This is a genomic window from Archangium gephyra (assembly GCF_049060025.1).
Classification (GTDB): Bacteria; Myxococcota; Myxococcia; order Myxococcales; family Myxococcaceae; genus Archangium; species Archangium gephyra_A.
The window spans coordinates 9040051-9054171 of the sequence record NZ_JBMEQQ010000002.1 but is presented as its reverse complement, the minus strand read 5'-3'; the positions used below and the strand labels follow the sequence as shown (position 1 = coordinate 9054171).

The 14121-nt window shown below is 69.4% G+C and carries 11 protein-coding genes; 7 read left to right on the top strand and 4 right to left on the bottom strand.

All coding sequences use genetic code 11. The features are described from left to right. Positions 1-5 precede the first annotated feature (5 nt). The 3 genes from ACN28I_RS39540 to ACN28I_RS39530 all read right to left on the bottom strand — a co-directional run bounded on the left by ACN28I_RS39540 (position 6) and on the right by ACN28I_RS39530 (position 4193). Positions 6-1193 carry an ATP-binding protein gene (locus ACN28I_RS39540; RefSeq protein ID WP_420947056.1) on the bottom strand — a complete coding sequence of 396 codons (1188 nt, stop codon included), beginning with the start codon at positions 1191-1193 and terminating at the stop codon, positions 6-8. A 199-nt stretch (positions 1194-1392) separates the two neighbouring features. After that, the gene (locus ACN28I_RS39535; RefSeq protein WP_420947055.1) at positions 1393-2907 is read right to left on the bottom strand and encodes an MBL fold metallo-hydrolase; all 1515 of its coding nucleotides are present in this window, start codon (positions 2905-2907) and stop codon (positions 1393-1395) included. Then, positions 2904-4193, bottom strand: coding sequence for an HD domain-containing protein (locus tag ACN28I_RS39530; protein ID WP_420947054.1), 1290 nt, complete (start codon positions 4191-4193; stop codon positions 2904-2906). Before ACN28I_RS39530 ends, ACN28I_RS39535 begins: the two co-directional genes overlap by 4 nt. Positions 4194-4306: 113 nt before the next feature. On the opposite strand from ACN28I_RS39530, the gene ACN28I_RS39525 reads away from it, so the two are divergent. The 5 genes from ACN28I_RS39525 to ACN28I_RS39505 all read left to right on the top strand — a co-directional run bounded on the left by ACN28I_RS39525 (position 4307) and on the right by ACN28I_RS39505 (position 8676). After that, on the top strand, positions 4307-5437 hold the full coding sequence (locus ACN28I_RS39525) for a D-alanine--D-alanine ligase family protein (RefSeq protein ID WP_420947053.1): 1131 nt from the start codon (positions 4307-4309) through the stop codon (positions 5435-5437). After that, positions 5391-5774 (top strand): GNAT family N-acetyltransferase, encoded by a 384-nt coding sequence (locus ACN28I_RS39520; protein WP_420947052.1) that lies wholly within the window; start codon positions 5391-5393, stop codon positions 5772-5774. Before ACN28I_RS39525 ends, ACN28I_RS39520 begins: the two co-directional genes overlap by 47 nt. A 65-nt stretch (positions 5775-5839) precedes the next feature. After that, on the top strand, positions 5840-7336 hold the full coding sequence (locus ACN28I_RS39515) for a transglutaminase-like domain-containing protein (protein WP_420947051.1): 1497 nt from the start codon (positions 5840-5842) through the stop codon (positions 7334-7336). Between the two features lie 88 nt (positions 7337-7424). Next, the gene (locus tag ACN28I_RS39510) at positions 7425-8492 is read left to right on the top strand and encodes a hypothetical protein (protein ID WP_420947050.1); all 1068 of its coding nucleotides are present in this window, start codon (positions 7425-7427) and stop codon (positions 8490-8492) included. Continuing rightward, positions 8422-8676, top strand: a complete 255-nt coding sequence (locus tag ACN28I_RS39505; protein ID WP_420947049.1) for a hypothetical protein — start codon at positions 8422-8424, stop codon at positions 8674-8676. Before ACN28I_RS39510 ends, ACN28I_RS39505 begins: the two co-directional genes overlap by 71 nt. 30 nt (positions 8677-8706) lie before the next feature. Here the strand turns inward: ACN28I_RS39505 and ACN28I_RS39500 are convergent, their stop codons facing one another. Next, positions 8707-10791 carry a thioredoxin domain-containing protein gene (locus tag ACN28I_RS39500; RefSeq protein WP_420947048.1) on the bottom strand — a complete coding sequence of 695 codons (2085 nt, stop codon included), beginning with the start codon at positions 10789-10791 and terminating at the stop codon, positions 8707-8709. A 161-nt stretch (positions 10792-10952) separates the two neighbouring features. Between ACN28I_RS39500 and ACN28I_RS39495 the strand changes: the two genes are divergently transcribed. Continuing rightward, on the top strand, positions 10953-12311 hold the full coding sequence (locus ACN28I_RS39495) for an ArnT family glycosyltransferase (RefSeq protein ID WP_420947047.1): 1359 nt from the start codon (positions 10953-10955) through the stop codon (positions 12309-12311). 70 nt (positions 12312-12381) lie between these two features. Then, positions 12382-14115 (top strand): LVIVD repeat-containing protein, encoded by a 1734-nt coding sequence (locus tag ACN28I_RS39490; RefSeq protein WP_420947046.1) that lies wholly within the window; start codon positions 12382-12384, stop codon positions 14113-14115. The last annotated feature ends 6 nt before the right edge of the window (positions 14116-14121 follow it).

The following is a 14121-nucleotide window of genomic DNA, read 5'->3' as shown; positions in this document are numbered from 1 at the left end:
CCTCTCTACCTGGGGGGGATGGGCTTGAGTGGCAGCTTGACGATGAAGGTGGCCCCCTGCCCGGGCTTGCTGCGTGCATCGATGCTTCCACCGTGTCTCTCGGCGATCTTCCGGCAGATCGCCAGCCCGATGCCCGTGCCCTCGTACTTGCCGCGCCCGTGCAGGCGCTGGAACACGTTGAAGATGCGGTCGAGGTACTTCTCATCGAAGCCGATGCCGTTGTCGGCCACCCGCAGCTCGCACAGCCCCGCGTCGGCATGGACCGTGGCGTGGATGGAGACGGACGGTGCCACGTTCTCCCGCCGGAACTTGAGGGCGTTGCTCACCAGGTTCTGGAGCAACTGCCGCATCTGCATCGGCTCGGCCTCGAGCGTGGGCAGCTCGCCGACCGTGACCGTGGCTCCCGCCTGCTCGATGGCCGTCTCGAGGTCCGCCAGCACCTCCCGGGCCACCCGGCCGAGGTCCACGCGGGCGAAGGTGGGGGCCTTCGAGGAGATGCGCGAGAAGGAGAGCAGGTCGTCGATCAACCTGCGCATGCGGCCCGCGGCGTTGTTCATCCGCTCCAGGTAGTCGCGCCCCTCGGGGCTCAGGGACGCGGCGCACGTCGTCTTCAGGCGCTCGCCGAAGGTCTGGATCTTCCGCAGCGGCTCCTGCAAATCATGCGAGGCCACGGACGCGAAGCTCTCCAGCTCCCGGTTGGACTGCTCCAGGCGGAACTGGGTGCGCTTGAGGTCCGTGATGTCCATCAGGCTCATCGTGAAGCCGATGACCTGCTCACCCGACCGGATCGGCCCCAGGTGTACGCCGAACCACTCGGGACCGTAGGCGATGTTGGGCCGGTGCTCGTAGAAGACGGGCTCGCCCGTGGTGAGCACCCGCTGGACGTGGCCCCGCACCATCTCGACGTCTTCCGGTGGGGTGAATTCGAGGTGCTTCCTGCCCACAATCTCGGAGAGCGCCAGACCCGGGAAGGTGTAATTCATGAACTGGATCCGCCCGTCGGCGTCGCACGCCATCATCGCGACCGGCGACTGCGCGACCAGCACCTCCGCGCCAAACCTGTTGTCCGGCTTGACGCGGCGAGCCTCGAGATCATTGGCCAGGGTGTTGAGCGCCGTGGCCACCGGTGCCAGCGGCCCTTCTCCCACGCGGCACCGGACATGGGGCTCGTTCGCCACCAGCCGGGCGATCACCGCGAGCAGCTCCTCGACCGTGGTTTCCCGAGGTGAGGGGCATGACTCGGAGGAAGGAGCGCCCTCCCCGGTACTTCGCTGCGTTTGCAAGCTGGAGCCCCCTGGTTTCACTTCGTGTCGGCTGAAAGCCCCCGAGGGGCCTCACGGCTTTATCTTGACGGGAAAGAAGCGGCTGAACAAACGGCGCCCCCCTGGGGGCTCAGGTGCGGAAATAACGGCCAGAATCTTCCCGCACCCGGCCTTCGCCCCGGAGTTTCAACAGGACCGCCAGTGCGCTCCGCTCTGCCACCGGGTGTAGGAACGGGGGGGTGTCCGAGTACGCCTGTTCCACCACCTGTTCGAGGCTCGCGCCGTCCACCGACACCGCCTCCAGGATGCGCGCCTCGCGTGCGGCCCGGTGGTCCAGGTACTCCTGGAGCTTGCCCGGCCCGTCCGGAATCGCCGTCCCGTGCGAGGGGTGCAGCGTGCTCACCGGCCAGTCCCTCAAGCGGGCGAGCTGCTTCAGGTACTCGGCCATGTCGCCCTCGGGCGGGTCGATGACGATGGAGCCCACGCTCGCCACCATGTCGCCGACCACCGCCGCGCTCGTCCGCTCGTCCACCAGGCACAGGTGGCCCCGGGCGTGCCCCGGCGTGTAGAGCACCCGCCAGCGCTGGGGTGGATTGCCCGCGAGCTCCAGCACCTCGCCGTCCTCCAGCAACCGGGCCGCCGGGACGTCCACCCGGTCCGCCGTCCGCGCGTGGCACCACATCGGCACCTTCAACCGTTCCGTCACTCCGCGCACGCCGCCCACATGGTCCCCATGGTGGTGCGTGAGGACCACCGCCTGGACGCGGTGCCCCTCCGCCACCAGCGCCTCCACCAGGTCCAGCAGCCGGGCGACCTCGGCCTCGTCGTCCGCCCCCGGGTCCACGATGAGCAGCTCGCCATTGCCCAGCACGTACGCGTTGGTGTGCGTGGCGGGAGGCAGCGTGTGAGTCCGCAGGGGGAACACCCGGACGCCCTGGTGGAACTCGATGCGCCGCGCGATGAAGTCCGCGCAGTCCGGCTGCTCGCGGAGCTGCCTCAGCGCCCGCTCCGGCGTGACGAAGTCCGCCATCACCCGCAGCACGTGCAGGGCGGGCGGGTGCAACAGCGCGGTGCCCTGCTCCCAGCGGGCCAGCGCCTCGGCCGGCTTCACCCACGCGGCCTCCGACAGCTCCCCGGGCCACCACTCCGCCCGGGCGTGCTCCGGCATCTCCACCAGGTAGAAGAAGGTGTCGAAGCGCACGGGGGCGAACTCCGGCGTCACCCACCGCCCCGCGTCCGGGAAGTCCTCCGCCCGGAGCATCAGCCCGTGCCGCTGGAGCAGCTCGGACCACGTGCCGCGCTTCTCCAGCAGCGCGCGGCGCGCCTCGCGCACCTCGTCCGGGCTCAACCGCCAGGCGCCCTCGGCCACCAGCACCCCGGCCTCCTCGAGGAGCTCGCGCGCCGCGGCCACCCGCAGCGCCGCCTCCTGCCCCGAGGCCCCGCGCACCGGCACCAGCGCGTCCGTCTTGTCCACCTTGCCGCCCGGGAAGGCATAGAAGCCCCCGGCGAAGGCGAGCGCCTTCTCGCGCCGCACCCAGAAGACCTCCACGCCCTCCGGCGTCCGGCGGTACGGCACCACCACCGACGCGGGCCTCGTCGCCGCCACGGACGGGGGCGGCGGCATCCCGGGCAACGCCTCGCTCATGACTGCACCGCCTGTCCCAACAGCCGCGCCATCATGTTGCGCGCGTCTTCGATTTGATCCGGCCGCACGTACAGGCGCGAGAGCCGCACCGCGCCGCTGTAGCGCTGGTAGAGCGGCGTGTAGCGGGCCACCTCCGTCAGCCGGCCGGTGGACATGTCGGCGATGAAGAGGCTCGGGCCCGAGCCCTCCGTGAAGTACTTGGAGAGCACGCCCTTGGACTCCACCGTGAAGTGCTCGAAGCCGCCCGTCACCAGCGCGCTGCGCAGCACCTCCAGGTCGTAGCCCACGTCCCGCTCGGTGAATTGCGCCAGCAGCTTGAAGCCCCGGCGCGTGGAGATGCGGTCGGCCCACCGGTTCTTCGAGCGCCGCAGCGTATACCAGAGCGCCACGTCATCGCAGGCGAGGAAGGCCTCCGGGTCCGAGGGAATCTCGAACTCGCCGGGCGCCTCCTCGTAGTAGCGCCGCAGCATGTAGTCGAAGTTCACCGAGGTGTGGTGGTAGTAGACCGAAACGAACATGTGGTAGCGGCTGAGGAGGAAGTCCTCGAAGGCGAACGCCGCCGCCCGGCTCAGGGCCAGGTAGACGCGCCCATCCTTCACCGCCGGATTCAGGTTGGAGATGAGCCAGTCCATGTCGTACCGGCCGTAGTTGACTCCCGTATAGAAGGAGTCGCGCACCAGGTAGTCCATGCGGTCCGCGTCCAGCTCGCCGGACACGATGGCGCGCAGCAGCGGCGTCCAGTCCACCCCGGCGTGCGAGAAGCCCGGGTCCTGGGGCGCGCGGGCCCCGGTGATGAGCCCCACCACCGCCGGGGGCGTGATGCCCAGCGGCCCATAGCGCTGCTCGATGATGGGGGTGAGCGAGCTGTCCAGCAGGAGCTTGGCGGTGAAGTCCTCGTGCGTCGCCTGCTCGCCTTCCGCCACGGCATCCAACCAGGGAGGCAGCCTCAGGGAGGCACGCGCCGGGGCGATGCGCTCCGAGGCATGGGAGAGCGGCATGTGGCCCAGGTCGTGACACAGGACGGCCAGACGCACCGCGGCACTGAAGCGGGCCCGGACTTCCGAGGGCAGACTGGAGCGGGCGGTGACGGCGTGGAAGACTCGGGAGGCGACGTGCATCGCGCCCAGCGAGTGGGCGTGCCGGGTGTGGGTGGCGCCTGGGAAGGCCAGGTCACCGAAGCCCAACTGCCGGACGTGACGCAGCCGCTGGTAGTAGCGGCTGTCGATGACTGCCTTCTCCTCGTCACTCACATCGATGGTGCCGTGGATGGGGTCGCGAATCCGCATGGTTCTCCTCTCATACTTCCGGGACCAGCTCGGCGGCCAGCCAAACGGGCCATCTGTGAACTGTCATCCCCCCGGGGGACGTGTTAACCCTCGCCACAGCACACGCACCACGCATGCATATCGCCATCCTGTACAACCAAGACCATGAGCTGTTGGAGGACGACCCGGGTCGGGAGGCGCGAGAGGACGTGACGCGCGTGGCCTCGGCCCTGGCCGACGCCCTCTCCCGCGGCGAGACCCATGCCGAGCCGCTCGCCGTCGAGGGCTCCCGGCTGGAGTTCGTGGACCTGCTCGCCCGGATGCAGCCCGGCCTGGTCATCAACCTCTGCGAGTCCGTGGCCGCGGACGCCCGCGGGGAGATGGTCATCCCCTGCCTGCTGGACATGCTCGGGCTGCCGTACACCGGCTCGCCGGCCCTCTCGCTGGGCCTGGCGCTGCACAAGGACAAGGCCAAGGAGCTGCTCAAGGCCCGGGGGGTGTCCACGCCGGGCTTCGCCCGGTTGGACCGTGTCGAGGACGCGGCCACGCTGGAGCTGCCCTTCCCGCTGATCGTCAAGCCCGCGCGCGAGGACGCCAGCGTGGGGATTACGAACAACTCGGTGGTGCATGACCGGGCCGCCCTGGGCCGCGCGGTGGAGGCGGTGCTGCGCACCTTCCACCAGCCCGCCCTCGTGGAGCAGTTCATCCCCGGGCGGGAGATCTACGTGCCGCTGCTGGGCAACCACCCGCGCCAGGCACTGCCGCTCACGGAGATCCGCTTCGGCAAGCTCTTCGAGGACCGGCCCAACATCGTCACCTACGCGGCGAAGTGGGAGTCCGGCTCGCCCGAATACCAGCACACGCCCACCGCGCCCTGCCTGCTGGAGGACGCCGCGCTGGAGGCCCGTCTGGTGAAGACGGCGATGGAGGCCTTCGCCGCCCTCGAGTGCCAGGACTACGGCCGCGTGGACCTCCGGGTGACTCCGGAGGGCGTGCCCTACGTCATCGACATCAACCCCAACTGCGATCTCCACCCTGATGCGGGGTTCGCCAAGGCCGCCCGCGCGGCTGGCCTGGACTACCCCGCGCTGGCCACCCGGTTGGTGGAAATCGCGCTAGAGAGAGCCCATGCCCATGGACATCCGACCGCTCGAAGGAAAGGACCGGGAGCCACTCGCCTCCCTGATCCGTCGAATCGAAACGTTCTCGCAGGAAGAGGTGGGAGTCGCGATCGAGCTCGTCGATCTCGCGCTTCAGCCGAATAACCCCGACTACAAGATTCTCGTCGCGGACCGGGACGGCACGCTGGTGGGTTACGTGTGCTACGGCCCCACGCCAATGACGGAGGGGACGTACGACCTGTATTGGATCGCCTCCGATCCCACGGTGCGTGGGCAGGGCATCGGCGCCTCGCTCATCTCCGGCATGGAGGCGGACCTGCGCCGCATCCAGGCGCGCATCATCCGCGTGGAGACGAGCGCCACCGAGGCCTACGGCCCCACCCGCGGCTTCTACGCCTCCATGAAGTACAACGAAGAGGCGCGCATCCGCGACTTCTACAAGGTCGGCGACGACCTCATCATCCTCACCAAGCGGGTCTGACGAGCCCCCGCCCCCGCGCCGGAGCGCAGCGAGCGATGCGACTTCCCAGAAGAGCCCTCCTTCCCGTGGGTGCCGCGCTGCTGAGCCTGGCACTCGTGCAGTGCAAGAAGCAGGAGCCCGCCCCCGAGGCCCCTCAGGCCCAGGTGCAGCAGGCCCAGACGCAGCAGGCGCAGACTCCGGCCACTGTGTCCGATGTGCTCAAGGCACCCCGTCCCCAGGGCGGCGAGTACCTGGGGCTGTACCTGGTGGACAAGAAGGTGGGCTACGTCTTCAACGACCTGGGCCCCGTCCCCGGCCGCGGTGACCGGGTGCGCAGCATCAACGAGCTGCACTTCAAGGCGCAGGTCGGCGCCCGGCTCTCCGAGCGCGTGCACCGGGAAGAACGCATCTACGAGGCCCGGCCCGGCGGCAAGCTGGTGGCCTTCACCATCGAGCAGCGGGGCGACGGCGGCAACCAGACGCTGGTGGGCACGGCCACACCCGGCGGGCTCAGCGTGGTGCGCAAGCGGCCGGGGATGCCGGACGAGACGGTGAACCTGCCGCCCACCACCGAGGTGGTGGAGGACGCCGACCAGGTGCGCGTGGCCCTGCTGCGCCAGGCGAACGTGAGCGGCAGCGCGATGGATGGGACGGACCTCGGCACCTACAAGATGAGCACCACGGTGCAGCCGGCGGAGGAGCGGCTCATCAGCGGGGTCAAGGTGAAGGTGGGCAAGGCGGTCAGCCTCTCGGAGAAGGAGAAGGTGCCCGTCACGGCCTGGGTGGCCGAGGACGGACGGATGCTGGAGCTGGAGTACGGCCAGACGATGAAGGCCCGGGCCGAGCCCGAGGACGTGGCGAAGCGGCTGGACCTGGTGGAGGTGTTCGGCCTCACGCGCGTCGTGCTGCCCAAGGCGCTGCCGCCCGAGGCGCAGGCCATCCCCGGCCAGGTGAAGCTGGTGATGGAGAACCTGCCGGAGAAGTTCCGGCGCGACACCTACCGGCAGAAGTACGAGGCGCAGCCGGACGGGCGCGTGCTGGTGACGCTGTCGGCGCGGGCCCCCGACCCGAAGCGCCTCGCGCCCAGGCCGCTCGCGGACCCCGAGGGAGGCGAGAACCTCAAGAACTCCATCATCATCGAGAGCCACAGCCCGCAGATCCGCGAGCTGGCCACGCAACTGGTGGGGAGCGAGAAGGACGCCTACACGGCGGCGAAGAAGATCGTCGGCTGGGTGGCCACGAACCTGAAGAAGGACTACGGGGCGAGCGCGGACCGGGCCACGGACGTGCTGCGCCAGCGCAAGGGAGACTGCACGGAGCACTCGCTGCTCACGGTGTCCCTGCTGCGGGCCTCGGGGATTCCCGCCCGGCGGGTGGACGGCGTCATCTACATGGTGAACCAGGACGGCGTCCCCGCCCTCTACTGGCACGAGTGGGTGGAGGCCTTCGTGGGCGAGTGGACCCAGATGGACCCCACCTTCAACCAGGTGGTGGCGGATGCCACCCACTTCGGGGTGGGCCTGGAAGGAAACGCGGAAATCACCCCACTCATTGGGACCCTAAAGGTCGTCGAGGTGAAATAGGGCACGCCAGGGGGCTCCCCCCTTGGCAACGCGTTGAAGAGTCGACTAAGCAGCCCCCTGCCTTTGTGGCAATAGTAACGGGGGTTTCATGAACAAGTTGACGCAGAAGTTCCTGGCGGTCTCGCTGCTCGCCCTCGCGGGCTGTGAGGGTGAGGCCAACAGTGGCCGGCTCGTTGGATTCATCGTGGATGGCCAGACGGGGCAGCGGCTGAACTTCTTCAAGGCCGAGAGCGACAAGAACAACCTGGGCGCCGACGGCGACAGCCAGAGCCAGGTGTACGCGATCGTCGACGGTGAGTTCCGCCGTGCGGAGCCGTGCGGCCGCGGCGATCTGAACGACAAGAACGGCATCGAGGCGGACGGGTGCTATCAGATCAAGGGCATCCCGGAGGGGATGACGGTTCCGATCTTCGCGCAGGCCCCGGGTTACGAGCGGTTCGTCGGTGAGTACACGTACGCGATGCTCGACCTGGACGTGGAGCACGCGCAGAAGGTGGCCAACATCCGGCTGTTCCCCAAGGGCTTCTCGGTGGAGCACCGGTTCAACGTGCTCTTCAACAGCCAGCCGGTGCCGAAGGCCCAGGTCATCTGCCAGTACACGCCGACGGACGGCAACTCGCTGCAGGTGTCGGGCAACTTCCTTCCCCCCGTCAACACCGGGACCACCGCCATCAGCGCCACCAGCGGTGACGACGGCGTGGTGGTCATCCCGGGCGATCAGCTCGTCAACGGCGCGACCTACCGCTGCGAGGCGGTGATGAGCCAGTCCATGGACGGGCGGACGCTGTCGGGTCAGGGTTCCTTCACGGCCGGCGTGAGCCAGTCCAACCAGCTCATGACGCTGTCCACCAGCGGCTCGACCGATGAGCTGCTCTATGCCCTGCGCTCCACCGCGGACGACAGCTACAAGCTGATGGGTGCGAACGGCAAGCTCTCCATCACCTTCAACCGCCCGGTGGAGATCGTTCCGGGTACGGCCGACTGCCAGACGGCTACCGCCAGCATCTTCTACCCGGATGGCGACACCAACGTGGGCGAAGCTCTACCCGACCGAAGCGGGCAACAACGCCTCGGAGCAGGTCATCGTGGAGTCCTCCGCCGATGGGCTCACGCTGACGCTCGGGTTCAACTCGCGACTCGCGTTCGACCCGGATGACCGCGGCACCTACATCAGCTTCAGCGGCATCGTCGTGCGCCCGCGCGGCGCCACGGACACCACCAACCTTCGCGCCATCGGTGGCGTGGGTGCCTGCCCGGCGATCAATGGGTATTACGTGTCGGACCTCAGGAACCTGCGCATGGGCGGCTCCGACCAGACCGGCACCATCCAGCTCTTCTAGGCTCCACCCCTGATTCGAAGCCCGGACTCCTCATGGGACCCGGGCCAGCATGTTCGCGAGACCGCCCGGCTCCTTCATGGGCGGCTCGCAGGCGAAGTGGCGGCACAGGTAGGCGGCTGCGTGGCCGCCTACCGGCTCGCGGCCCTCGAAGGTCTCTCGCATCGACGGTGGCACGGGCGCTCCCGGCTCCTTCCACGCGAAGGCGAACGTCGGAGCGTAGGCCGTCCGAGTCACCGACAGCAGCGGCTCCACCACCTCCCGGGCCCCCGCGAAGGTGACGCTCGGCGCCCCCTCCGCCAGCGCGTCCGCCGCCAGCCCCAGGTGCCCGTAGCCCATCGGGTTCTGCCGGAGCTGCTCCCGCATGCGCGACACGTAGCTCTCCGCCAGCTCCAGGTACTTCTTGTTCCCCGTCAGCGCCGCCAGCGCCACCTGCGCCTCCGTCAGCGTCGAGGCCCCCGAGGGAAACGCGTTGTCGAACGTCGCGTAGGTCGCCACCACCAGGTCCTGCTGGGCCTTGGGCGCCGTCAGGTACGCCCGCTTCTCTCCATCCCAGAAGCGCTCCTCCGCCGCCTTCACCAGCGCCTCCGCCGCCTCCAGGTACCTCGGCTCGAAGGTCGCCTGGTACAGCGCCGTCAGCCCCGAGGCCAGGTCACCGTAGTCCTCGAGGAACCCCGGGATGCGCGCCTGCCCCTCCTGGTACGAGCGCAACAACCGCTGGCCATCCCACAGCTCCGTCAACAGGAAGTCCGCCGACCTCCGCGCCAGCTCCACCCAGTCCGCCCGCCCGAAGACCCGTCCCGCGAAGGCCAGGCCCCGCATCATCAGCCCGTTCCACCCCGCGAGGATCTTGTCGTCCCGGCCCGGCTTCACCCGCTTCTCCCGCGCCGCGAAGAGCTTCCGCCGGGCCTCGCCGAGCCGCGCCTCCACCTCCTCCACCGGGAGCTGGAAGTCCTTCGCCAGTGTCTCCACCGGCACCACCGCCTCCAGCACCGTCGCCCCGTGCTCGAAGTTCCCTCCCGGGGTGATGCGGAAGTGGCGCAGCGCCAGCTCGGCCAGCTCGGGCGTCAGCACCTCCCGCACCTGCTCGGGCTTCCAGACGAAGAACTTCCCTTCCTCGCCCTCGCTGTCCGCGTCCTGCGTGGCGTAGAAGCCGCCGCGCGCGTCCGTCATCTCGCGCCGCACGTACTCCGCCGTCTCCTCCACCACCTTGCGCCACAACGGCCTCGGCTCCACCTGGTACGCCTCCGTGTACAGGTGCAGCAGTTGCGCGTTGTCGTACAGCATCTTCTCGAAGTGCGGCACCGTCCACCGCTCGTCCACCGAGTAGCGGTGGAACCCGCCGCCGAGCTGGTCGTAGATGCCTCCCAGCGCCATCCGCTCCAGCGTCAGCAACACCGCCTTCTTCAGCGCGTCGTTGCCGCTGTTGCGCCGCCAGGCCCGGAGCAGCATCGCCACGTTCATCGGGTTGGGGAACTTGGGCGCTCCACCGAAGCCTCCGTTCACCCCGTCCACCCGGCGCAGCATGGACTCGCCCATGGCCACGATGTCCTCCCCCTTCAGCGCCGCCGCCACCGCGTCCAGCCCGTAGCTGGCCAGCTCGCCCAGGCCCTCACGGAACTCCTCCGACTGGCGCAGCACCTCGTCCCGCTTCGCCGTCCAGGCGTTGTGCAGCGCCTCCAGCACCTTCGGGAAACCCGGCCTCCCGTACTTGTCCCCCGGCGGGAAGTACGTGCCCCCGTAGAAGGGCAGCAGCTCCGGCGTCAGGAACACCGTCAGCGGCCACCCACCCCCCTGCCCCATCAACTGCACCACCCCCTGGTAGATTTGATCCACGTCCGGCCGCTCCTCGCGGTCCACCTTCACGTTGATGAACCACTCGTTCATCAACCCGGCGATGGTGGGGTCCTCGAAGGACTCGTGCGCCATCACGTGGCACCAGTGGCACGCCGAGTAGCCCACCGACAGCAGGATGGGCTTGTTCTCCGCCCGGGCCCGCGCGAAGGCCTCGTCTCCCCACGGGTACCAGTCCACCGGATTCGACGCATGCTGCCGCAGATAGGGCGACGGCTCGCGCGCGAGACGGTTTTTCGCACCGGAAGGCGGAGTCTGGGCCACGGGATGCTCCTGACGAAGAGGGCGGGCCAGTGTGATACGAGCCACACCCGGCGCGAGCAAGCTCCTCGGAGCGTGCGTATTGCCCGGTACAATTCCGAGTGTTCAGGGTCGGGTAGAAAAGGGGCTGGGCAAATGCCCCGGGTTGAGCTTTGTCCTGGGTCGTGGCCGAGCCCCTCCCCACCCGCGCGCCCTCCCTCGTGACGCTCAGCCTCGTGCTGCTGGCGGTGAGCGCCGGGGTGCGGCTCGCGCTCGCGTCCGGCACCGACATCTACTTCGACGAGGCCTACTACTGGCAATGGGCCCAGCACCTCGACTGGGGCTACTACGACCACCCGCCCCTGGTGGCCTGGCTCATCGCCGCGCTCGGCGTCCGGCTCACCGCCCTGCTGTGCGGCGCGGGCACCGTGGCCGCCGTGTGGGGTCTCGCCCGGGACGTGCACGGAAACAAGGAGGCCGCGTGGCGCGCCGCCGCGCTGTGGAGCCTGGTTCCCGCGGGCCTCCTCGCCGGCGTCTGGGCCACTCCCGACACGCCCCTGCTGCTCTGCTGGGTGCTCGCGCTGTGGGCGCTCTACCGCGAGCGGTGGGTGCTGGCGGGACTGGCCTGCGGGCTGGCCCTGCTGTCCAAGTACCCGGGCGTCCTGCTCTCCGTGGCCTTCGTCGCCGCCTGCGTGCGCGCCCGCCGCCTGCCCGCCGGAGCGTGGCTCACCGCGCTCCTCGGCGTGCTCCTCTTCCTGCCCGTGGTGCTGTGGAACGCGCGGCATGACTGGGTGGGCTTCGCCTTCCAGCTCAAGCACGGCCTCGGTGGCACCGGCGGGTGGCGCACCTTCGGGGAGTTCCTCGCCGGCCAGCTCGCGCTCGGCGGCCCCGTGCTGCTCCCGTTGACCGGGGTGTACGTGTTGCGCGGCCCGAGGGAGCAGTTCCTCCTGCGCGCGGCCGCCGCCGCTCCCCTCCTCCTCTTCGGCTACGCCTCCCTCCGCACCCGGGGCGAGGCCAACTGGCCGGCCGCCGCGTACCTCTCCGCGTGCGTGGGAATCGCCGGCATGCGCCCCGCGTGGTTCCGCGCCGCGGCCCTCGCCAACCTCACCGTGGTGCTCGCGGTGGGCTCCCACCTGCTCTTCCCCCTGCTGCGCTTCGAGCGCGACACGCCCCTGGCCCGCACCCACGGCTGGTCCGTGTTGTCCCAGCTCGCCGAGCCCTCGCGGCTCTTCCCCGGGCTCGAGCGGGAGGACGTGGCCGGGGTGTACGCACCCAGCTATCAGCTCGCCTCCGAGGTGGCCTACTACGCCCGGCTGCCCACGGACACCGCGGGCGGAGCCCGCTACAGCCAGTATGACCTCTGGCCGGAGCTGGGGGTGGCACCCGGCCAGGACGCGCTGTGGCTCACCGAGGACCGTCCTCCTCCCGAGGAGCTGGCCGCGCGCTTCACCTCGGTGGAGGGGCCCGTGGTGCTGCCCGCCGACTTCCGCGGGCGCCGCGTGCACACCTTCTCCGTGTGGCGGCTGCGCGACGCGAAGCCCTGAGGCCGCATTCGCTATGCTGCGCGCCTCCCCCCACTTCCGGGGGACCTCCGAGCTTTCCGTGGAGCACGCAATGCAGCGCAGCCGCCTCGCCGTCCTGCTGTTTCTACCGCTGGCCCTCGCCACCGGATGTCCCGCTCCCCAGTGCCAGGGCACGGCCTGCGACGGCAGCGATGCCGGAGTCGATGCCGGAGCCGATGCCGGAGTGGATTCCGGCACCGTCGACACGGGCGACTTCGCGGCCACCGGCCCCTACGCCAACTGCCACTTCATCCAGGGCACCACGGGCACGCTGTGCGGTGAGCTCGGCGGCTTCGACCTGTCCGCGTGTCAGCTCCCCACGCTCGGCGGCGTTGGCCAGGAGGGCGTCTTCACCACCCTCGGCCGTATCGACCAGAACGATGGCGGCGTGCGCTACTTCACGCAGAGCCATTCCCTGCGCAACGACGGTGGAGTCGAGACCTTCAACGGTTGGGCCACCCTCAGCCCCACCATGAACCTCACCAAGCAGTTCGACAACGACACCTGGTTCGTCTCGCGGCACACCACCAGCCGGCTCGCGGACGGCGGCACGCTCAACGTCACGGTGGGCTATGCCGGCTGCTCGGCCCAGGACACCAACCACTTCACCGGCTGCTATGCCGTGTGCCGCAATGGCGAGTCCTCCGAGGTGGGCACCTTCAAGGCCGCCCGCATCGTGCCCGCTCGCAACGAGAGCGAGGCCAACGGGCTCACCCTCGTCTCCGAGACGCCTGTCGTCGACCAGTACGACTCGAGCTACTTCTACGGCCTCCCGGTGGACGTCTACGTCACGAAGAGCCACGCGTATGTCGTGTCCCTCGAGAGCTCGTACCAGGGCTGGGGCGGCCTGTCCGTCTATGACGTGAGCGACCCCGCGCACCCGCGGCTCGTCAATCAGATCTCCGCCGAGAACGGCTACTGGAACGGCGTCTGGGCCAAGGGGGACGCGCTGTACGTCGCCAGCGGCAAGCACGGCGTCATCACCTTCGACATCTCCAACCCCGCCAACCCCGTCCTCACCCCCGTGCAGGTCCAGGAGAACGTGGACGCCCACACCGTCTTCGTCGAGGGCAACCAGCTCTACGCCATGGGCGATCCGACGCGCATCTATGACATCTCCAACCCGCGCGCCCCCAGGCTCCTCGGCCGCTACGTGCCGCCCGGCGCCGAGTCCTACCCGTACGCCTACGTGCACGATGCCTTCGTCTACCAGGGCCGCATGTACAGCTACTACTGGTCCTACGGCATGCAGATCAGCGACGTCTCCCGGCTGAGCGACACGCAGGGGCCCACGCCGCTCGGCGCCTACCGCTACGCCGTCAACGCCGATGGCAGCCCGATGCTCAGCCATGCCAGCAGCCACGCGGGCGCCGTGGGCACCTACGTGGACCGGCTCATCGCCTTCGAGGGCGGCGAGGGCTGGGGCGCCCACCTGCGCGTGCTCGATGTCACCGACCCCACCCAGGTGAAGCTGATCTCCCGCTACCGGCTGCGCGAGGAGGCCTCCATCCACAACATGATCCTCGATGAGGCCCGCAAGCGGCTCTACATCGCCTACTACCAGGAAGGCGTCCGCGTCCTCGATGTCGCCAACCCCGCCCAGCCCCGGGAGATCGGCTACTTCAACACCTTCCGCTCCGAGGACCCGATGCGCGGCCTGGGCTTCTACGACGGCGCCATCGGCATCCGCGTCCCCAGGACGCCGGATGTCTCCTCCGCCAACGCGGGCCTCCTCTACGTCGTCGATACCTCCCGCGGATTGCTCATCCTGCGCGAGACGAAGTGAGGTCCG